Raw genomic sequence first — 20,506 nt, 5'->3', positions numbered from 1 at the left:
ATCGCCCGCGGGATACCGGGTCATTCTGTGTCATATCGGATGATGTGAAGGCGTCCGACACGGCGTGGCGTCGCCCGGGGCCCCACATGATTCAGCCCGCGAGCCGGCACGCCAGGTACCGCGCCGTCCGGCTCCCGGGCGTCCGTGCCACCTCCGCCGGCCGTCCCGCCGCGACGACGCGGCCGCCCGCGTCACCGCCACCGGGGCCCAGGTCGACCACCCAGTCGGCGCCGGCGACCACGCCCATCTCGTGCTCGACCACGAACACGGAGTGGCCCGCGTCGACGAGCCCGTGCAACTGTCCCATCAGCAGCTCCACATCGGCCGGGTGCAGCCCCGTCGTGGGTTCGTCCAGCAAGTACACCGTGTGGCCGCGGCGGCCGCGCTGCAGCTCCGAGGCGAGCTTGATGCGCTGCGCCTCGCCGCCCGACAGCTCGGTCGCGGGCTGCCCCAGCCGCAGGTAGCCCAGGCCGACCTCACGCAGGGTGCGCAGGCTGCGTGCCACCGCGGGGACGTCGGCGAAGAAACCCGCCGCCGCGTCGACGGTCATGCCCAGGACCTCCGCGACGTTCCGCTCCCGGTAACGGACGCCCAGCGTCTCCTCGTTGTAGCGGTCGCCGTGGCAGACCGGACAGGGCGCGTACGTGCCCGGGAGGAAGAGCAGTTCCACGGCGACGAAGCCCTCGCCCTGACAGGTCTCGCAGCGGCCGCCGGTGACGTTGAACGAGAAGCGGCCCGCCTTCCAGCCGCGCCGCCGCGCGTCCTCGGTGGCGGCGAAGAGCTTGCGCACGGCGTCGAACAGCCCCGTGTAGGTGGCGAGGTTGGAGCGCGGGGTGCGGCCGATCGGCTTCTGGTCGACGAGCACCAGGCGGTCGACGGCCTCCACCCCGTGGGCCGCGACACCGGTCAGGGGATCGGCGGGGCCGCCCTCCGCGGCGTCGCTCGCGTCTCCGGCGTCGTTCCCGGCGTCGGCCGCGCTGCCGCCGCCCGGCCCCAGGTGCTCGGTGAGGACCGCGCCGAGCACACCGACCAGCGTGGACTTCCCCGAGCCGGACACCCCCGTGACGGCGGTGAACACCCCAAGGGGCAGCTCGACGTCCAGGCCGCGCAGATTGTGCCGGGTGACACCCTCCAGGCGCAGCCAGGCCGCCGGCTCGCGCGGCGTGCGCCCGGCCGCGGGGTCGGGCCCGGACGCGAACAGGAAGCGGCGGGTGGCGGATTCCTCGACGGACGCCAGCGCGTCCACGGGGCCGCTGTGCAGGACCCGGCCGCCGTGCTCGCCGGCCCGCGGCCCGACGTCGACGACCCAGTCCGCGCGGCGCACCACGTCCATGTCGTGCTCGACGACGTACACGGTGTTCCCTGCCTCGCGCAGCCGCACCAGCACCGTCAGCAGCGCCTCGGTGTCGACCGGGTGCAGCCCGGCCGACGGCTCGTCCAGGACGTACACGACCCCGAACAGGCCCGACCTCAACTGCGTTGCCAGCCGCAGCCGTTGCAGTTCACCGGGGGACAGCGTCGGGGTCGTGCGGTCCAGGCTCAGGTAGCCGAGCCCCAGTTCCGTGATCACCTCCACGCGCGCCACGAGGTCGGCGGACAGCGTCGTCGCGATCTGCCGCTCGGGCCCTTCGGGGAGGTCGTCCACCCGGCCCAGCGCCGCGGGTCGCAGCGCCTCCGCGAGGGCCGTCAGCGGCAGGGCGTTGAGGTCGGCGATGGATCGCCCGGCGAAGGTGACGGCCAGCGACTCGGGGCGCAGCCGGCTGCCGCCGCAGGACGGGCAGACCGAGCTCTCCAGGAAGCGTTCCGCGCGGGCCCGCAGCGCCTGGCTCTTGGAGTCGGCGAACGTGTGCATCACGTACCGCCGGGCGCTTTGGAAGGTGCCCTGGTACGGGCGCTGGATACGGCCCGCCTCCCGCACCGGATGCACCGTCACCACGGGCTGCTCGTCGGTGAACAGGATCCAGTCCCGGTCCGCGCGCGGCAGGTCGCGCCACGGCCGGTCGACGTCGTGGCCGAGGGTGCGTGTCACGTCCAGCAGGTTCTTGCCGTGCCAGGCGCCCGGCCAGGCGGCGATCGCGCCCTCCCGGATGCTGAGCGACGGGTCCGGCACCATCAGTTCCTCGGTGGCCCGGTGCACCCGGCCCAGGCCGTGGCAGACCGGGCAGGCACCCACCGCGGTGTTGGGGGAGAAGGCGTCGGAGTCCGCCCTCGGCGCGCCCTCGGGGTAGCGGCCGGCGCGGGAGAAGAGCATCCGCAGCGTGTTCGACAGCGTGGTCACGGTGCCGACGTAGGAGCGCGAGGTCGCGGAGCCGCGCCGCTGCTCCAGCGCGACGGCCGGCGGCAGGCCCAGGATCTCGTCGACCGCCGGGGCGCCCACCTGGTGGATCAGCCGCCGGGCGTACGGGGCGACCGACTCGAAGTAGCGGCGCTGCGCCTCCGCGTAGATCGTGCCGAAGGCCAGCGAGGACTTGCCCGAGCCGGAGACGCCGGTGAAGACGGCCAGGACGTCGCGCGGGATGTCCACGTCGACGTTCCGCAGATTGTGCTCACGGGCGCCGCGCACACGGATGTACGGGTCGTGGGCCGTGCTGTTCATGCCCCTCCGGGGATCCTCGTCCGGCTGCTCGCGCCCCCTCAGTGTGCGCCCGCCGCCGTGCACCCGCAGACCCGGTACCGGCCGGGCCACGCGCGGTCGCGCGGGGCCGGATCCTCACGTCATATGGAAGGAGCCGACGTTTCGGCCGCGATGCCGGGGTACGCGTCGTGCAGGAGGCGTTGGTGCGGCGCCGCCCGCGGGAGTCCGTCAGTGAGCGAGGGAGTGGTGGTATGACCAGCCGGCAGTCCGGGGGAACGGTCTTCGAGCGGGACCGGGACCTTTCCTCCCCGGTGGCGGCGGAGGCGGGGTGGGACGCGACGGACGTACGCGCGGTCGACACGATCCGCGTGCTCGCCGCGGACGCCGTGCAGAAGGTGGGCAACGGCCACCCCGGCACGGCCATGAGCCTGGCCCCGCTGGCCTATCTGCTCTTCCAGCGGGTCATGCGGCACGACCCGGCCGACGACCAGTGGCTCGGCCGGGACCGCTTCGTGCTGTCCTGCGGGCACTCCAGCCTGACCCTCTACATCCAGCTGTACCTGTCCGGCTACGGACTGGAGCTCTCCGACCTGGAGGCCTACCGGACCTGGGGCTCGGCGACCCCCGGCCACCCGGAGCACCGGCACACCCGGGGCGTGGAGATCACCACGGGCCCCCTGGGCCAGGGCCTGGCCAGTGCCGTCGGCATGGCCATGGGCGCCCGCCGCGAGCGCGGACTGCTGGACCCCGACGCGGCCCCCGGCACCAGCCCGTTCGACCACCACGTCTACGTGATCGCCTCGGACGGCGACATCATGGAGGGCGTCACCTCCGAGGCCAGCTCGCTCGCCGGCCACCAGCGCCTGGGCAACCTCGTGGTCTTCTACGACTCCAACCGGATCTCCATCGAGGACGACACCAACGTCTCCTTCAGCGAGGACGTCGCCGCCCGCTACGCCGCGTACGGATGGCACGTGCAGACCGTCGACTGGATCCGCACCGGCGCGTACGTCGAGGACGTCGACGCGCTGCTCACGGCCGTCGGCGCGGCGCAGCAGGAGACCGACCGCCCGTCACTGATCGTGCTGCGCACCGTCATCGGCTGGCCGGCGCCCACCAAGCAGGGCACGGGCAAGGCGCACGGCTCGGCCCTGGGCGACGAGGAGGTCGCGGCCACCAAGCGGGTCCTGGGCTTCGACCCCGGACGGGACTTCGTGGTCGAGGACGCCGTCCTCGAACGCGCCCGGGCGGTCCGCGAGCGAGGCCGCGCGGAGCACGAGCGCTGGCAGGAGGGGTTCGACGCCTGGCGCGCGGCCCACCCGGACAACGACCGCCTGCTCAACCGGCTGCGGGACCAGGAGTTCCCGAAGGGATGGGCCGACGCCATCCCGGAGTTCCCGGCCGACGAGAAGGGCATGGCCACCCGCAAGGCGTCCGGGAAGGTGCTGACCGCGCTCGCCGGGGTGCTCCCCGAGCTGTGGGGCGGCTCGGCCGACCTCGCCGGGAGCAACAACACCACGATGGAGGGCGAGCCGTCGTTCCTGCCGCCCGAGCACCAGACCGACATGTGGAAGGGCGGCCCCTACGGCCGCACCCTGCACTTCGGCATCCGCGAGCACGCGATGGGCTCGATCCTCAACGGCATCGCCCTGCAGAGCCTCACCCGCCCCTACGGCGGCACCTTCCTGACCTTCAGCGACTACATGCGCCCGGCCGTGCGCCTGGCCGCCCTGATGAAGCTGCCCACGATCTACGTGTGGACCCACGACTCCATCGGCCTGGGCGAGGACGGTCCCACGCACCAGCCCGTCGAGCACCTGGCGGCGCTGCGCGCCATCCCCGGCCTCGACGTGGTGCGTCCCGCCGACGCCAACGAGACCGCCGTGTGCTGGCACACCGTCCTGGAGCACAAGGACCGGCCCGCCGCCCTCATCCTGACCCGGCAGAACCTCCCCGTCCTGGACCGCGGCCCCGGCGGGGGATTCGCCCCCGCCCGCAGCGCCGCCAGGGGCGGCTACGTGCTGGCCGACCGGGGACCCGGGTCCGAACCGGACGTCATCCTGGTGGCCACCGGCTCGGAGGTGCAGATCGCCCTGGCCGCGTGCGACCTGCTCGCCGCCGAGGGCCGCACCGTGCGGGTGGTGTCGATGCCGTGCCGGGAGTGGTTCGCCGCCCAGGAACCGGCGTACCAGGACGAGGTCCTGCCGCCGGCCGTGCGGGCGCGGGTGAGCGTCGAGGCCGCGGTCGGCCAGGGCTGGCGCGAGGTCGTCGGCGACGCGGGACGGATCGTGAGCCTGGAGCACTTCGGTGCGTCGGCCGACTACGAGCGGATCTACCGGGAGTTCGGGATCACGCCCGAGGCCGTCGCGGAGGCCGCGCGGCAGAGCGCCGACGACACCCGGCGTCCCCCGCGGCCCGGCGGCGGCCGGCACACCTCCGCCCCGGCCGGGGGCGGAACCGCCGACCGCGGCTGACCTGCCCGGGAACAGGCCCCTGCCGGAGCTCGCCCAGCCGGCGCCGTCATGCGGTCCGAGAACCGCACACCGGCCGGGCGGGCTCTGCCAGTTTACGTCCGCGCTGGTCAGGACGGCGTGTCGGGCCCGCCGCAGCTCCTCAGCGCCGAGCGGCCGCCGCGCAGTCGATGCAGTGCCGGACGAGAGGCAGGGCCAGAACGCGTTCCCGGTCGATCGGCCGCCCGCAGGACAGGCACGTCCCGTAGTCGTCGCCGTCGAGCCGGCTCAGTGCCTCGTCGGCCAGCCGCAGTTCCTCGCGGGCGTGCTCCGCGCGGTCGGCGATCGACTGGGACCGCGCCGTGCGCTCCGCCTCGTCGGCCGCGTCGAGGACGCAGTCGTCGGCCAGCCCCGCGTGGTCGCGCGCGGTGCCGGCGAGTGCCTCCCGGGCGGCGCCGGCCGTGGCGGTGAGCACCGCGCGCGCGTGCCGGCGGTCCTCGGCCGTCACGGCCCGGGGGCCGGGGGAGCGTCGTGCTTCTGGAGAGGCCATGGATGTCTCCGTCCTCGTCTTGTCGGTGTCCCCGCTTGGTGTCCCCGCGGCCGGGCGGGCGGCCTCAGGGCAGGTAGGACAGCAGGGTGCGGGCGGCCGGGCTGACCCGGTCCTCCTTCGGCAGGGCGGCCGAGACCTCCCACTGGTGGTCCTCGGCGCCCACCAGGTCGACGGTGCACAGGCCCGCCGCGTGGTCCTTGCGGGCGATCGGCAGCGGCACGACGGCGATGCCCAGCCCGTGGTGCACCAGGTCGATCAGGCTGTGCACGTCGTTGACCTCCAGGGCGACCCGGCGGTGCACCAGGTTGGCCGCGAACGCCCGGTCGCTCAGGCCGCGCGCGCCCCAGTCGGGGTGGAAGTCCACGAACACCTCGCCGCCCAGTTCGTCCCAGTCCACCTTCCCCGCTCCGGCCAGCGGATGGTCCGGGTGGCACAGCACCACCATCGGCGCGCGCGTCAGCGGCTGGAAGCGGACGCCCTCCGGGGCCTCCCCGCACAGCGCGGTGAACGCCACGTCGAGCCGGCCCGTCGTGATGTCCTGGACCAGCGCCGCCGACCCGGCCTGCCGCAGCCGGATCTCCACACCGGGGTGCCGGGAGCGGAAGCGGGCCAGCAGGGCGGGCAGGTCCACCCCCGCCACGCACTGCTCGGTCCCGATCGTGAGGACGCCCCGCATCAGGCCCTGCACCGCGTCCACCGCCTCCTTGGCGGCGCGCACGCTGGACAGCGCCCGGGAGGCCTCGGCGAGCAGCGCCTCGCCCGCGGCGGTCAGCTCCACACTGCGGGTGCTGCGCACGAACAGCGGCGCGCCCAGTTCCTGCTCCAGGGCGCGCACGGAGGCGGACAGCCCCGACTGGGAGATCATCAGCCGTTCGGCGGCGCGGGTGAAGTGGTGTTCCTCCGCGACCGCGACGAAGTGCTCCAAATGCCGTAGCTCCATGATTCAGAAGCGTAACTCCTGAATGTGTTCGCTTTCTCCTGTTGGACGTGTGGGCCGGGATGCGGTCAGGCTGTGTGACGTGCCGGCCCGGCCGCGGACACCACCGGTCGTGCCGGCACGCCAGCCGGGCACACCGGCTGCGACGCACGTCGGGAAAGGTCACGGACACATGCAGACTCGCCGCATCGGTGACATCGAGGTCAGCGCGATCGGCCTGGGCGGGATGCCCATGTCGATCGAGGGGCGGCCGGACGAGGCACGGTCCCTCGACACCATCCACGCGGCGCTCGACGCCGGCGTGACGCTCATCGACACCGCGGACGCGTACCACCTGCACGCCGACGAGGTCGGCCACAACGAGTCGCTCATCGCCAAGGCCCTCGCCTCGCACGGGCGCGGCTCCGAGGTGCTGGTCGCGACCAAGGGCGGTCACCTGCGCCCCGGTGACGGCAGGTGGACGCTGGACGGCTCGCCCGCGCACATCAAGCAGGCCTGCGAGGACTCGCTGCGCCGGCTGGGGGTGGAGGCGATCGGGCTGTACCAGTTCCACCGCCCCGACCCGAAGGTGCCCTACGCCGACTCGGTCGGCGCGGTGCGCGACCTGCTCGACGAGGGCAAGATCCGCATGGCCGGCATCTCCAACGCGAACCCGGAGCAGATCCGGCTGGCGAACGAGATCCTCGGTGGCCGCCTGGTCTCGGTGCAGAACCAGTTCTCGCCGGCTTTCCGCTCCAGCGAGCCGGAGCTGCGCCTGTGCGACGAGCTCGGCATCGCGTTCCTGCCGTGGAGCCCGCTCGGCGGCATCGCGCAGGCCCGTGAACTGGGCTCCGCCTACGCCCGGTTCGCCGATGTCGCCGAGGCGCACGGCGTCAGCCCGCAGCGGGTGTGCCTGGCCTGGATGCTCGCCAAGTCCCCGGTCGTCGTCCCGATCCCGGGATCCAGCCGGCCGGAGACCATCCGTGACTCGGTGGCCGCCACCGACCTCGCGCTGACCGCAGAGGAGTTCGCCGCGCTCGACGCGGCGTGACCCTGCGCCGGAGAGGGGCCGGGGGCGGGACGGCGGTCGGCGCGAGCGCCGTCCCGTCCCCGGCGTTCGTCATCAGGCGTTGGGGTCGAACGGGATCCCGGCCGGCAGGGCCTTGGCCAGGTGCGCGTTGAAGTTGCCGTCCTTCAGGCCGAAGACGGCGCTGCCGAAGTCGTACGCGCTGAGCTTGTCGCGCAGACCCGCGGGGTAGCCGTTCCAGCCGACGAGGGTCGGGTACTGCCAGGTGTGGTAGTGGTTCTCCGGCGGCTCGTCGTTGGTGTTGGCGAGCCGGAAGCAGTGGGTGCCGACGCCGTCCTTGTGGTAGACGACCTTGGGGTGGGTACCGTCCCAGCGGACCTGGTCGGCGCTGTAGACATTGAAGTTGCCGTGCGCGGAAGTGGCCACGTACTTCGCCTGGTTGTCCTGCACCCAGACGACGACGTGCTCCCAGTCGTTGCGGTGGCCGCCGAGGCTGATGCCGGGGATGGCCTGGTCCTTCTCGAAGTAGAGACCGTAAATGATCGCGCACCAGCCGTTGTTGCACTTGTAGCGCGAGTAGCCGTTGGTGTTGTCGAGGTCCGAGGCGTCGCGGCAGTTGCCGTTGAGGGCGCCGGTCGGGTTCAGGCCCGGGTTGATCGTGCCGTCGCGGCCGATGGCGGGCGAGGAGTAGCAGCCGTCGGTGTCGTAGTCGAAGGCGGGCTCGAAGCCCTGCTCGAAGCTGTCCGCGTTGGCGGGGAGGGCGGGCGGCGGGGCGGCGAAAGCCACGCCCGGCAGGGCGAGTACCAGAGCGGCGGCGCCGCCGAAGACGACGGAGACCCTGCGGATCCGGGGGCTGTTCTTCACTGCGTCCTCCTGATCGGCCGCGGCGGGGGGAGCGCGGCCCAGTTGACATGCCCGGATCAGCTTTGTCGAACCGTGTTGACGCATCGAGCGTTGCCAGGTGTCACCGTGATGAAGGGTCAGCCAATACCCGTGGGGTGGGAGCGGCTGTCGTGAAGTACGCGGTGTGCGCTGCCCTGCCGGTGCTCCTGGTGACAGGGTGCGGGGGCAATCGGGTCCCAAGCGGCGGACGCACCGTCCTCCGGAGCGTCGCGGTCGGGGAGTGGCGAGCCGGACAGCGAGGCGTCCAAGGCCCCGGAGCAGGACGGCGATCCGGTCGACGGCACGGACCTGCAGCCGCGCGTTCCGCCGCGGACGTCGACGACGCGGCACGGCGCGGCTGCCCGGAGCTCCGCGAGTAGCCGGTGGCCGCGACGGGTTACGGCACCTTCGAGGAGGCGGGGGGCCGGCGCCCGGCGCGGATGACCGCGGGGCCCTCCGCCCGGAGGGCCCCGCGGTCAGTTCCCGACGGGTGCGACAGCGCGGTTGGTTACAGCAGGCCGAGCGCCCGGTCGGCCGCCTTGCGGAGGACGGCGGCGCTGAGGATCAGTCCCTCGCGCTCCTGCTCGTCCATGGCGGGCTCGAATGCCTCGCGCACCCCCTCGGCGCCGAGCACCGCCGCGAGCGAGAGCGTCGTCCCGTACGCGGGGGAGTGCGCGGCGACGGGAAGCGCCGCGCCCTCGTCGCGCAGCACCGCCTCGACCAGGCGGGCGGAGACCGCGCCGATGCCGTACTGGCTGGCGCCCGTGCCCTCGATGATGGTGATGTTCGCGTACCGGATGGCGTCCTCGATCCGCGGGCGTGCCTCATCGACCGAGGAGCCGGACCGCCGCAGCATCTCCGCCACGGGGATCCCGCCGGCCGTGGCCGAGGACCACAGCAGCACCTCCGAGGTGCCGTGCTCGCCGACGACCATCGCCTGCACGTCGGCCGGTTTCACCCGCAGATGGTCGGCCAGGTGGACGCGGAAGCGGAGGCTGTCGATGAGCGTGCCGGTGGAGAAGACCCGGTCGTGCCCGGCGAGCCGCCGCGTCACCTCGGCGAGGGGTTCGGGCGGGTCGGTGACGACCATGAGGACCGCCTCCGGCGCCACGGCCACGACGCGGGGCACGACGTCGGCGAACACCTTGGTGTTGGTGTCCAGCAGCCGCAGCCGTCCTTCGGGGTCCGCGCGATCGGTGGCGCCGCCGGTGCGCTCGTTGACGCCCGCGGTGATCGCCACGAGGGCGGCGCCCGACAGATCCGCCCAGCCGCCCGCACGCACCCGCACGGTGGGGGAGAGCGGGGCGGCGTAGCGCAGGTCGGCGGCGACGCCCTCGGCCCGTCCGGTGTCACGGTCGACCAGGACGATCTCGCGGCACATGCCGCCCCGCTCGACCAGGCAGAGCGCGGTGGCGGCTCCGACCGAGCCCGCTCCGACGATGCCGACCTTCATGGGGACCAGTCCTCGCCTGTGGGGTGCAATGGATCCACGTCCAGGATCATCGCGGCGACCGGCCCGCGCATCCGGTGGCGGGGGCCGGTCGCCGCGGCGTCGCGATCACGCACGGCGCCGCCGCCCGGCGCGTCGGCCGGGCGGCGGTGCCGTGGTCGTCGGGCAGGTCAGCCGCGCGCGTCGAGGACGACGCGGAAGCGGGCGCGGCCGGACATCATGTGCGCGAAGGCCTTCGGGGCCTCCGACAGGGGCATGACCTCGTTCATCGAACGGATCTCCTGGCGCAGGGCGAAGCGCAGGTTGTCCTCGTTCTCGATCGACGAGCCGGTCAGGCTGCCGGCGACGGTGCGGGTGCCGAAGATCATCGCGACCGGGTCGACCGGGACGGGCTCGCCGCCCGCGCCCACGATGATCAGGCGGCCGCGCGGCGCCAGCCCGCCGACCAGCGGGCCCATGGCGGCGCTGTTGGCCGCCGTGGCGATGATCGCCGCGGCTCCGCCGAGCTCCTGCAGGGCCTGGGCCGGGTCCGTGGCGACGCTGTCGATGTAGTGCTCCGCGCCCAGCGCCGCCGCGAGCGGGGCCTTCTCCGCGCCGCGGGCGATGGCGGCGACGCGGTAGCCGAGGCTGCGCGCGTACTGCACGCCGAGGTGGCCGAGGCCGCCGATGCCCTGCACCGCGACCAGTTCCCCGGGCCGGGCGCCGATCTGCTGCAGCGCCTTGAAGACGGTCAGGCCGGCGCAGAGCAGCGGGGCGGCGTCGAGGGAGGACAGGCCGTCCGGGATGCGCACGAGACCGCTCGCCCGGGCGTACGCGACCTCGGCGTAGCCGCCGTCCGTCGTGGTGCCGGTGGTCGGCTGGGCGGCGCAGTTGACGAAGTCGCCCCGGCGGCAGGAGTCGCACGTGTGGCAGGGGCCGCTGAGGAAGCCGACGCCGACCCGGTCACCGACCTGCCAGGAGGTGACGCCGGCACCGACGGCGTCGATCACGCCGACGATCTCGTGGCCCGGGACGATCGGCACGGAGGGATCCGGCCGTATCGCCCCGACGACGGCGAGGTTGTCGGAGTGGCAGACGCCGCAGGCCTCCACGCGCAGGCGCACCTGCCCGGGAAGCGGTTCGGTCAACTCCCGCTCGACGAGGGCGAAGTCGCCGGATCCGGACACCTGGACGGCTCGATACACGGACATGTTCTTCCTTACGGGTGCGAGGGTGAGGAGCACCTCAGGTAAGCGGCTTTGTGTGACTGACGCTTACGACGCTAACACCGCAAAGATGTGGATGTAAAGGTCTATATGATGTAGACCATGTTCCCGTGGGGAGGGTGGGCCGGGCAGAGGAGGCCGCGGCGCGGCGTGCCCTACGGCGCGCGTGAGGGAGTCCCGGCGCCCCGCGGGGGCCGGACCGGGGAGCGGTCAGTGACCGGCGTCGTCCGCCGCGGGGGAGGCGCCGGCGCGGGCCCGGTACGCGGCGACATTGGCGCGGTTGCCGCACACCTCGTACGAGTGCCAGCGCCGCGTGCGGCTCCGGCTGGTGTCGTAGAACACCTCGCGGCAGATCTCGTTGGCGCACAGGCGCAGCCGCGACCAGGTGCCGGCGCCGACGAGCTCGGCGACGGCCAGGGTGATCCGGCCGACCACGGGATCGCCTGAGGTCTGCCGCATGGAGACGGTGCCGGGAGTGGAGAAGTCCTGCTGGAAGGCGACCGAGGAGACGCGCCCCGAGAAGGCCGCCCAGTCGCCCGCCGAGTCGTCGGGATCGTGCTGCTCGGCCAGGGCGACCAGGTCGTCGCGCACGGCGCGGACCAGTTCCACGCGCTGCGGTGAGGGTGCGTCGTCGTCCTGCCCGAAGGGGCGCAGCACGGCCGTGGCCGATCCGGGGGTGTCGAGCTTGTCGGCCATGCCCGCGTAGGGGCGCGAGTTCAGCAGGTCGACCAGGGCGGCGGCGGTCTCGGGCACGGAGTCTTCCCGAGTGGTGGCACGCGGCGTCCTGGTGGGCATGCGCTCACTGTACACCGACATGGTCATTTCAGGCGATGCCCTTACGGGGTCGGTGCGTGACGGCGCGCGACCCCGTCACCGTGGGGTCGCGCGCCGGACTGCGGCCGCGGGGTCAGTGCATCGCCTGCAGTTCCCGCGGCTCCGTGGTCTCGGACTGGTTGTTGGTGAAGGTGTTGCCGGTGCCCGTGGTGTCGCGGTTGGCCAGGTCGGCCGGCTGGTTGCCGCGCACGATGTTGTCGTGGACGGCGTTGCCGGAGTTGGCCTTGCCCACCACGCTCTTGAAGAGCACGATGCCGCCGGACATGGGCGACTTGCCGGTGTTGCCGCGCACGTCGTTGTCCGTCACGACGGTCTTCTCCACGCCGGTGAGCACGATGCCGGCGCCCTGGATGAAGGGGAGACGGGCGTTCGCCGCGCAGTACTTGTTGTTCTTGGTGACCGTGTTGTGGCTGACCGTGAGAGCGCCGCCGCGGGGAACCCCCTCGTCGCCCACCACGAAGATGCCGCCGCAGTTGGCGCCGATCGTGTTGTGCTCGACCGAGACGTTGCGGACCCGGCGCAGCGTGACGCCGATCCGGTTCCCGTTCAGGGTGTTGTCCTTGACGATCGCGCCCTGGGTGTCGAGGGCGCCGCCCTCGGTGTTCATCGAGTTGGCGAGGAAGATCCCGGACTCGCCGTTGTTCGTGGCGGTGTTGCCGGTGAACTGCCCGCGAACGGACTTCTCGAGCAGGATGCCCTGCTGCTTGTTGTCCCGGGACGTCACCTTCACCACCTGCAGGCCGTCGGCCTGGGTGGCGTGGATGCCGTTCGTCTTGAACCCGGTCACCGTCAGCGACTCCAGCCGCACGTCGGTGGCCTTGTTCTTCGTCGTTCCCGTGATGCACAGGCCCTCGCCCGCCTTGGCGCAGGCGTTCTCCTTGCCGGTCTTGCTCGGCATGATCACGGTGGCGGTGCCCGCGCCGCGCAGCGTCAGCCGGGGCGTGGAGATCTGCACGCTCCCGTTGTACGTGCCGGCCTCGATGTCGATGACATCGCCGGGCGCCGCCTGATCCACGGCCGCCTGGATCGATTCCCCCGGATGGACGGTGTGGGCACTCACCTTGTGCACGTCGCTGACGTTGCTGCTGCCGCTCCCGCAGCCGACCGCGCCCGCCGCGAGCGTTGCCGCGGTCGCCGTGACCACAACGGCTCGGCGAGACCGAGGATGCTTCATGACGCGTACCTGCTTTCCGCTGACCTGGGTGAGCCGTCGAAAACAGACGCTATGGAGGGTTATGGAGCCTCGCCACTGGAGAGGGTCCGGGCAGTACAGGTCGCCCGACGGGGCCGCCTCCGATCCCGGGGCGGTTCACGGCGGGGACGGGCGGTATCGCGCACGGCACCGAGTGCCCGGCCGTCGCTCCGTCAAGAGGGTCCAGGTCGGGCCGAGTTGTTCTGTCCGAGGATCCCGCGCCGGGCCGGCTCCGTCCGCGCGATCCGGGGTCGTTGTCAGTGGCCCGTCCTAGTGTGAGGGGCGACACAGGCCCGCGACGAGAAACCGAGGTCCCCTCATGACGACCCTGCCCGATCGGCCGAACAGCGCGCTCCTCGTCATCGACGTCCAGAACGGGGTGGTGGACGGCGCCCACCGGCGCGACGAGGTGATCGCCAACATCAACACCCTGGTCGGCGCGGCGCGCTCGCAGGACGTGCCCGTGATCTGGGTGCAGCACTCGGACGACGGCCTCAAGCGGGACAGCGAGGCGTGGCAGTACGTGCCGGAGCTCGTCCGCGCGGACGCCGAGCCCCTCGTCCACAAGAGGTACGGCGACTCCTTCGAGGACACGGAGCTGGAGGAGCTGCTCGCCGAGCGCGGGGTCGGCCGGCTCGTCGTCACCGGCGCCCAGACCGACGCGTGCATCCGCTCGACCCTCCACGGCGGCCTCGTCCGCGGGTACGACGTGACGCTGGTCGGCGACGCCCACACCACGGAGGACCTCACCGCGTACGGGGCGCCCACGCCGGAGCAGGTCGTGGCGCACACCAACCTGTACTGGAAGTGGCAGAGCGCCCCGGGCCGCCAGGGCGGGACCGTCGACACGGCGGACGTCACCTTCGCGGCGGCCGACGAGGGCTGAGCGGGACGGGGGCGGGGCAGAGGCGGCGCGGTTTCCCCACGCACGGATGCGCGCGGGGAAACCGCGGTGCCTCTGGCGCCCCTCTCGCGTGACGACCTGACGGTGCGTCATTTACTCTCAGGACTGTTCCCGTTACGGGGGCGGAAACGGCATTTCGTGCGCCGCCCGAGTGCCTCCGGCGCGCGGTCTCAATTCGGCCGAAACCAAATGGCCGATTCGGTACGTCTGTAGGTTCACCTGCGCGGGGCATCGTGCCGAGCGGGGACGAACAACGGAATCTTGGGGGGACCGAATCGATGTTGAACACCCATACCCGGACCCGTGGCCGAACGTGGACCGGATCGCTGAGCGGCAGGCGTCGCGCACTGCTGGGGGCGCCCGTCGCGGCGCTGCTGGTGCTGGCGCTCCAGGGATGCCAGGACCTGGCGACGGACGCCGGCGACAAGCCGAGCGCGCCCGCCGCGAGCACTCCCGCGGGGGGCGGGGCGGCCCCGGGCACCTCGCAGCCGGACGACGGGCAGGCGTCCGCGACTCCGTCTCCCTCGCCCACCGCGGCGTCGGACGACCCCTGTTCCCTGGTGACCCAGCTGGAGGCCGACCAGCTCGCCGGCATGTCGCTGGGCCACGGAAGGGCCATCGGGGACACCTGCACCTACACCGCGCCGCCCGACGGCCCGACCGGGCAGGTCGAGGTGTACTCGGGCGAGTCCGGCAAGAACTACTACGACGCCGAGCACCAGATCCACGGGGACGGCGCCATGAAGCCGCTCAAGGACGTCGGTGACGAGGCGTACCTGGCGGACGGCGAGGTCTTCCTGCGCGTGGGCGAGCAGTGGGTCTCGATCCGGCTGGTCCGCCTGGAGGACGAGCGGGAGCACGCCCAGCCGCTGACGGATCTGGCGCGCAAGGTGGCCGACCGCCTCTGACCGGTCCGTTCCTCACATGCCGTCGCCCGGGGTGCCGGACAGGTCCGGCATCCCGGTCGCCAGGCGCAGCCGGGTGAACTCCCTGGCGAGGGCGGCCGGCGGGTAATGGGCGTTCAGCCCACTGGGGTTGGGCAGTACCCAGATCCGGGTCCCGCCGATCGTCGCGTCCTGGGGGCCGACCACGGCGTCGGGTACGCCGAACGCCGCCCGGTAGCCGGTGACGCCCAGCAGCGCCAGCCACACCGGGCGGCGGGCACGCACCCGGCGGCGCAGCGTCCGTCCGCCCGCCTCCAGCTCGGCCTTGGACAGCTCCGCCGCCCGGACGGTCGGCCGGCGCACGATGCACGTGAGGCCGATGCCGTACCGCAGCAGTTCGGTGTCCTCCTGGCCGGTGAGCTGCCTCGGGGTGAAGCCGGCCCGGTGCAGCGCCGGCCACAGCCGGCTGCCCGGGGTGGCGAAATGGTGCCCCGCCCGGGCCGAGGACAGACCGGGATTGATGCCCACGAGCAGCAGCGGCAGGTCGTCGGCGATCAGGTCCGAGAGCCGGCCCGTGCGGGCCGGGGCCTTGGGTGTCACCGTCGGCGCGGGTGCGTCCGCCATCGGTCCTCCTTGTGCTCGTGCTCGGGGCCGGGACGGACGGGTACGGCCCCGCCCCCGAGGGGGGAGGGGCCGTACCGCGTGCCGCCGTGCCGGGGGTCAGTCCTTGGCGCGGGCCGGCAGCTTCCAGCCGGGACGCGGGAAGTGGCAGGTGTACCCCTCGGGGTAGCGCTCCAGGTAGTCCTGGTGCTCGGGCTCCGCCTCCCAGAACGGGCCCACGGGCTCGACCTCGGTGACGACCTTGCCCGGCCACAGCCCGGACGCCTCGACGTCCGCGATGGTGTCCTCGGCGACCCGCTTCTGCTCGTCGTCGACGTAATAGATCGCCGACCGGTAGCTCACACCGATGTCGTTGCCCTGGCGGTTCTTCGTCGTCGGGTCGTGGATCTGGAAGAAGAACTCCAGGAGTGCCCGGTAGTCGGTCTCCGCGGGGTCGTAGGTGATCTCGATGGCCTCCGCGTGCGTCCCGTGGTTGCGGTAGGTGGCGTTGGGCACGTCGCCGCCGGTGTACCCGACCCGCGTCGAGGTCACGCCGGGCAGCTTCCGGATCAGGTCCTGCATGCCCCAGAAACAGCCGCCCGCCAGGATGGCCTTGTGGTTCGTCGGCGCGGTCATGGTCGGTCCTTCCCTATCGTCGTGTCCGTTTCCCGCTATGAGGGCAACGGTGCGCGGCCGCCGGGGATTCCCGTCGAGCCGGTGCGCGCTCTTTTCGCCACCGGCCGCAGGTCACGGGTCCCGGCTCGCCGGCCGTCTCCCAGTATTCGCCCTCGCGGGTCGCACCGGCGAGGGCGGGGGTCCCGGTCCCCGGACCACCGGACGCGGCGGGGGCGTGCACAGCGGAACGAGCGGTCACGCCGCCGCGTCGCGGCCGGCGAACACCTCCACCAGGCCCTGGGGCGCGGCCGGACCGAAGCAGAGCTCCAGGCCCTCGGCCGAGGCCGTCGCGGCGGTCTCGCTGCGCGGGAAAAGGGCCTGCTCGTACGCGTGGAGCGCGCCCTCGACGTCGCCGGGACGGGCGGCGACGGCCTCGCCGAGTTCCGCCCCGTCGAGCATGGCGAGGTTGGCCCCCTCACCGGCGAACGGCGACATCAGATGGGCGGCGTCGCCGAGGAGCGTGACGCCCGGGACGCGGTCCCAGCGGTGGCGGGTGGGCAGGGCGTGGACGGCCCGCGGCACCAGCGCGCCGTCGGCGTCGGTGACCAGGGACCGCAGCGCCGGGTCCCAGTCCGCGAAGTGCCCCGCCACCTCGTCCTTCGCGGTGGCGGCGTTCGCGAAGTCCACGCCGTCCGACCAGTCCGCGGGCACCCGCAGGGCGACGTACACGTGCAGGCTTCCGTCGGGCTCGCGGTGGGCGAGCAGGCCCTTGCCGTCCCCGAGGGCGAAGAACATGCCACCGCCGACGAGGGCCGCGCCGGCGGGGTGCCGGGTGTCGGCGTCCAGCAGATCGGCCTCCACGAAGGAGACGCCGGTGTAGGCGGGGACGGCGTCCGAGACCAGCGGCCGGATCCGCGACCAGGCGCCGTCGGCGCCGATCAGCACGTCGGTGCTGAAGACCGAGCCGTCCGCGCGGCGGAGCTCGTGCCGGCCGCCGCCGAGCGGGCGGGCCGCCGTCACCTTCGCCCCCCAGTGGACCGTGCCCTCGGGGAGGGAGGCCACGAGCAGGTCGCGCAGCATGCCGCGCTCGACCTCCGGACGGCCGCCACGACCGTTGTCCGTCTCCTCCCAGTGCACGGTGGCGTGCCGGTCCAGGACGCGCACGGCCTGGCCGCCGGGGTGGACCAGTGCGCGGAAGTCCTCGTACAGGCCCGCCGCGCGCAGGGCCCGCTGACCGCTCTCCTCGTGGATGTCGAGCATGCCGCCCTGGGTCCGGGCCCGAGGGGAGACCTCTGCCTCGTGCACCGTGGCGGCGATGCCGTGCACGTGGAGGACGCGGGCCAGGGTGAGGCCGCCGAGGCCGCCGCCGACGATGGTGATCACGGGGTGGGTCATGGTGTTTCCGCTCCTTCTTGCGTGCCGCCGGGGGCGGGGGTGTGGAGGATGCCGGTGAGGAGGACGGCGACGCCCCAGCCGAAGCGCTCCTCAGGGGTGCCGGACAGCAGGGCGCCGGCGTGTGCGGCGATGTGCGGGCGGTCGTCCGGGTCGGCGGCGTGCAGCGCCTGGGTGAGGGCGTCCCAGTCGTTGCCCGCGCTGTCGGACGCCTGCTGCGTCGCGTGCTCCGCCGCGGTCGAGGTGGCGTACTGCAGCAGCACGTCCACCCCCCAGGCCGCCTGCCGCGGCGGGACGCCGCCCTCGGCGAGCAGCGCCAGCAGCGTCTCGATCAGGGTCAGGTAGTTCTCGCCGCTGGGGCGGGCCGACAGGGCGGCGCGGGCCAGGCTGGGATGGGTGAAGAGCACGCCGGTGCAGGAGGCGAGGACGGCCTCCAGGCGTGCCCGCCAGGGGCCCCGCGCGGGGGGCTGCTCGACCGTTCCGAGCAGCCGGTCCAGGATCGCCGCGTGCAGGGCGTCGGCATTGCCGAAGTAGACGTAGAGCGACGCGGCGCCGGTGTCCAGCTCCTGGGCCAGCCGCCGCATGGTGACCTTCCCCAGCCCTTCGTCCTTCATCACGCGGACCGCGGCGGTCACGATCCCCTCGCGGGTCAGGGGCGGCTTCGCGGGCCGGTCGCGCCGGCTGCGGGGGGTGTCCGGGTTCGCTGTCATGCCGACGACACTAACGAACGTGTTCGTGGCGAACAAGTACGCGACGAACGCGTTCGTCCGACCTCCGCGCCCGCGAACTCCCCCGCGGTGGGGCGTGTTACGGTCGAGGCTCGCGGTGCAGCACCCGCCGACGCTCCGCGTCCACCCCCTCCCCGGTTCCCCGAAGCAGACCCCGGCGTGGTGCTCCTTGACGTGTGAGGTGCCCGCGGGGCGGAAGCCGTGCCACGTTCCGCCCTGGAGTACAGGAAGGTGCGGCATGAGGCGTGACCTCTCCCCGGTGGCGGAACCCGGCGGCGACGTGGCCCTGACCCGAGCCGCGCAGGCCGGTGACGTCGTGGCCATGGGGCTGCTGCTGGAGACCCATCAGCCCGGTATGCGCGCGGTCGCGCTCAGCATCCTGGGCCCGGGGCCCGACGCCGACGACGCCGTCCAGAACGCCGCGCTGACCGCCCTGCGCCGCATCGGCGACGTGCGCGACCCGGCGGCCGTGGGCGCGTGGCTGCGGATGATCGTGCGCAACGCCTGCCGCAGCTTCCTGCGGACCTCCTCGCACACCGTGCCCCTGGACGACCTCACCCGTATCGCCGCGGGCCCCGGTCCCGAGGAGATCCTGGAGGGCCACGCGCTGCGCGACTGGATCTGGGAGGCGATGGAGGAACTGTCCCCGACCCTGCGGGTACCGCTGGTCCTGCGGCACTTCAGCTCCCGGGTCACCTCGTACGAGGAGATCGCCCGGGCCTGCGCGGTGCCCGTCGGGACGATCCGCAGCCGGCTCAGCCAGGGGCGGGCCAAACTCGCCGAGGCGCTGGCCGCGACGGCGGCCGGCGCCCACAGCGACGCCGCGCGGCGCACGTCGGCCAGTTGGGAAGAGGCCCACGACACGCTGGCGGCCGCCGAGCGCGGCGACTTCGGCAAGGTGCTCGCCGAGCGGTGGAGTCCCGGCGCCGCGCTGATGCAGGGCGACATACGGCTGGGGGGCACGGACACCCTCCTCCTCGGGATGGAGGCCGACCTGACCGCCGGTGTCCGGCAGCGGCCCGTCCACGTGGCCGCGGGCAAGGCGCTCACCGTCTGGGAGATGGACCTGATCAATCCCCCGGACAACCCCGACCACTGCCCGCCCGCGGTCGCCTGGATCATGACCCTCGCCGCCGGCCGGGTGGAGCGGCTGCGCCTCTACCACCAGGCGCGTGTGCCGCGGTCCGCCATGGTGTGACCGAGGTCACCCCGCCGCGACCGAACTCCTCGCCCCCGCCCGCGTCCTGTCGGTGTCAGCCTCCCCCTCACCGATGGGAACCGCGATGAACGCACCCGCCACCGGCCCGCTGGCCACCGGCACTCACACGATCACCGTGAACGGTGTCGACCAGCGTTACCACGTACACGGCGCCGGCCCGGTGTGCGTGGCCCACTCCGGCGGCCCCGGCATCTCCTGGGAGTACCTGCGGATGCCCGAGCTGGAGCGGCACCTGACGATGGTCTACGTCGAACCGGTCGGCACCGGGGGCTCGGGCCGTCTGCCCACCCACCCGCACGGCTACACGCGCGAGCTCTACAGCCGGCACGTCGACCTGGTCGTCGACCACCTCGGGGTGCCCACGGTGCACCTGCTGGGCCACTCCCATGGCGGCTTCGTCGTCCAGTACCACGCCCTGCACCGGCCCGACCGGATCGCCGGGATCGTCCTGTACGACAGCGCCCCCGTCACCGGCCCGGAGCACGGTGCCGAGGCGATGCGCAAGGTCGAGGAGTTCGCCGCCCGGCACGCGGGCCATCCCGGTCTGCCGGGGGTCATCCAGGCCTTCCGGTCGGTGCCTTCCATCGCGGACGACGAGGCCATGGTGGCCGCGATCCGCGGGATCCTGCCGGCGTACTTCGCCGACTACTGGGGCAGGGAGAGCGAGTTCGCCCCGCTGCAGGAATCGGTCACGGGGTGGTACATCTCGGGCCTGGACGCCGATCACTCGCCGGACCTGATCGACGACCGCGGCACGCTGGGCTCGCTGACGGTGCCGGCGCTGGTCGTCGTCGGGCGCCATGACGTGATCTGCGGCGTGCGGTGGGCCGAGGAACTGCAGAAGCTGATCCCGGATGCCGAACTGCTGATCCTGGAGGACAGCGGCCACTTCGGGCACCTGGAGCAGCCCTGGGAGTTCGCGGGCGCCGTCGCCGCCTTCGTCACGGGCGACTGACCCACTACGCGACGGGCGGCGGGGGGGGGGCCCCCCGGGCGCCCCCCCCCCCCCCCCCCGGGGGGGCGGCGCCCCCCCCCCCCCCCCCGGCCCCCCCGGGGGGTGTCGTTGGGCGGGGGGTGTGATTC

18 protein-coding genes are annotated in these 20,506 nt (G+C 73.3%); 6 read left to right on the top strand and 12 right to left on the bottom strand.

Annotated features, from left to right (window positions below; translation table 11 throughout):
- Positions 1-91: 91 nt before the first annotated feature.
- Positions 92-2,596 (bottom strand): ABC transporter, encoded by a 2,505-nt coding sequence (locus ACFYXS_RS27160; RefSeq protein ID WP_389252700.1) that lies wholly within the window; start codon positions 2,594-2,596, stop codon positions 92-94.
- A gap of 230 nt (positions 2,597-2,826) precedes the next feature.
- Between ACFYXS_RS27160 and tkt the strand changes: the two genes are divergently transcribed.
- On the top strand, positions 2,827-5,049 hold the full coding sequence (gene tkt, locus ACFYXS_RS27155) for a transketolase (RefSeq protein WP_389252698.1): 2,223 nt from the start codon (positions 2,827-2,829) through the stop codon (positions 5,047-5,049).
- A gap of 139 nt (positions 5,050-5,188) precedes the next feature.
- Here tkt and ACFYXS_RS27150 read toward each other — a convergent pair whose 3' ends face one another.
- Together ACFYXS_RS27150 and ACFYXS_RS27145 are read right to left on the bottom strand one after the other, a co-directional pair.
- Positions 5,189-5,575: a TraR/DksA family transcriptional regulator gene (locus tag ACFYXS_RS27150; protein ID WP_389252696.1), complete on the bottom strand. Its 387-nt coding sequence runs from the start codon at positions 5,573-5,575 to the stop codon at positions 5,189-5,191.
- 64 nt (positions 5,576-5,639) lie between these two features.
- The gene (locus tag ACFYXS_RS27145) at positions 5,640-6,515 is read right to left on the bottom strand and encodes a LysR family transcriptional regulator (protein ID WP_389252694.1); all 876 of its coding nucleotides are present in this window, start codon (positions 6,513-6,515) and stop codon (positions 5,640-5,642) included.
- 169 nt (positions 6,516-6,684) lie between these two features.
- Between ACFYXS_RS27145 and ACFYXS_RS27140 the strand changes: the two genes are divergently transcribed.
- A complete protein-coding gene (locus ACFYXS_RS27140) occupies positions 6,685-7,542 on the top strand; it encodes an aldo/keto reductase (protein ID WP_389252692.1) in 858 nt (285 codons plus the stop codon).
- Positions 7,543-7,614: 72 nt separating this feature from the next.
- On the opposite strand, the gene ACFYXS_RS27135 is transcribed toward ACFYXS_RS27140, so the two are convergent.
- The 5 genes from ACFYXS_RS27135 to ACFYXS_RS27115 form a co-directional block, all read right to left on the bottom strand.
- Positions 7,615-8,382, bottom strand: a complete 768-nt coding sequence (locus ACFYXS_RS27135; RefSeq protein ID WP_389252690.1) for an NPP1 family protein — start codon at positions 8,380-8,382, stop codon at positions 7,615-7,617.
- Positions 8,383-8,908: 526 nt separating this feature from the next.
- Entirely contained in the window at positions 8,909-9,853 is a 945-nt protein-coding gene (locus tag ACFYXS_RS27130) for a hypothetical protein (RefSeq protein ID WP_389252688.1), read from the bottom strand.
- Between the two features lie 167 nt (positions 9,854-10,020).
- Positions 10,021-11,040 (bottom strand): alcohol dehydrogenase catalytic domain-containing protein, encoded by a 1,020-nt coding sequence (locus tag ACFYXS_RS27125; RefSeq protein WP_389252686.1) that lies wholly within the window; start codon positions 11,038-11,040, stop codon positions 10,021-10,023.
- A 225-nt stretch (positions 11,041-11,265) separates the two neighbouring features.
- Positions 11,266-11,850, bottom strand: a complete 585-nt coding sequence (locus ACFYXS_RS27120) for a CGNR zinc finger domain-containing protein (RefSeq protein WP_389252684.1) — start codon at positions 11,848-11,850, stop codon at positions 11,266-11,268.
- Between the two features lie 112 nt (positions 11,851-11,962).
- Positions 11,963-13,063 carry a nitrous oxide reductase family maturation protein NosD gene (locus ACFYXS_RS27115; protein ID WP_389252682.1) on the bottom strand — a complete coding sequence of 367 codons (1,101 nt, stop codon included), beginning with the start codon at positions 13,061-13,063 and terminating at the stop codon, positions 11,963-11,965.
- A 337-nt stretch (positions 13,064-13,400) separates the two neighbouring features.
- Here ACFYXS_RS27115 and ACFYXS_RS27110 point away from each other — a divergent pair, with 337 nt between their 5' ends.
- Both ACFYXS_RS27110 and ACFYXS_RS27105 read left to right on the top strand, forming a co-directional pair.
- Complete coding sequence (locus tag ACFYXS_RS27110) at positions 13,401-13,967, top strand: cysteine hydrolase family protein (RefSeq protein WP_389252680.1); 567 nt, start codon at positions 13,401-13,403, stop codon at positions 13,965-13,967.
- A gap of 296 nt (positions 13,968-14,263) precedes the next feature.
- Positions 14,264-14,893 carry a hypothetical protein gene (locus tag ACFYXS_RS27105; protein ID WP_389252678.1) on the top strand — a complete coding sequence of 210 codons (630 nt, stop codon included), beginning with the start codon at positions 14,264-14,266 and terminating at the stop codon, positions 14,891-14,893.
- Positions 14,894-14,905: 12 nt separating this feature from the next.
- Here the strand turns inward: ACFYXS_RS27105 and mug are convergent, their stop codons facing one another.
- The 4 genes from mug to ACFYXS_RS27085 form a co-directional block, all read right to left on the bottom strand.
- Complete coding sequence (mug, locus tag ACFYXS_RS27100) at positions 14,906-15,493, bottom strand: G/U mismatch-specific DNA glycosylase (protein WP_389252676.1); 588 nt, start codon at positions 15,491-15,493, stop codon at positions 14,906-14,908.
- Between the two features lie 96 nt (positions 15,494-15,589).
- Positions 15,590-16,105: a peptide-methionine (S)-S-oxide reductase MsrA gene (msrA, locus tag ACFYXS_RS27095; RefSeq protein ID WP_389252674.1), complete on the bottom strand. Its 516-nt coding sequence runs from the start codon at positions 16,103-16,105 to the stop codon at positions 15,590-15,592.
- Between the two features lie 234 nt (positions 16,106-16,339).
- The gene (locus tag ACFYXS_RS27090) at positions 16,340-17,479 is read right to left on the bottom strand and encodes an FAD-dependent oxidoreductase (RefSeq protein WP_389252672.1); all 1,140 of its coding nucleotides are present in this window, start codon (positions 17,477-17,479) and stop codon (positions 16,340-16,342) included.
- On the bottom strand, positions 17,476-18,186 hold the full coding sequence (locus ACFYXS_RS27085) for a TetR/AcrR family transcriptional regulator (protein ID WP_389252670.1): 711 nt from the start codon (positions 18,184-18,186) through the stop codon (positions 17,476-17,478). Before ACFYXS_RS27085 ends, ACFYXS_RS27090 begins: the two co-directional genes overlap by 4 nt.
- Before the next feature lie 256 nt (positions 18,187-18,442).
- Between ACFYXS_RS27085 and ACFYXS_RS27080 the strand changes: the two genes are divergently transcribed.
- Positions 18,443-19,402 (top strand): RNA polymerase sigma factor, encoded by a 960-nt coding sequence (locus tag ACFYXS_RS27080; RefSeq protein WP_389252668.1) that lies wholly within the window; start codon positions 18,443-18,445, stop codon positions 19,400-19,402.
- 85 nt (positions 19,403-19,487) lie between these two features.
- Positions 19,488-20,378, top strand: coding sequence for an alpha/beta fold hydrolase (locus ACFYXS_RS27075; RefSeq protein WP_389252666.1), 891 nt, complete (start codon positions 19,488-19,490; stop codon positions 20,376-20,378).
- Positions 20,379-20,506: the final 128 nt, after the last annotated feature.

Origin of the sequence: Streptomyces sp. NPDC002574 (genome assembly GCF_042889545.1) — a bacterium.
Classification (GTDB): Bacteria; Actinomycetota; Actinomycetes; order Streptomycetales; family Streptomycetaceae; genus Actinacidiphila.
The sequence above is the reverse complement of the archived record's forward strand: the minus strand, read 5'-3'. Positions and strand labels throughout refer to the sequence as shown.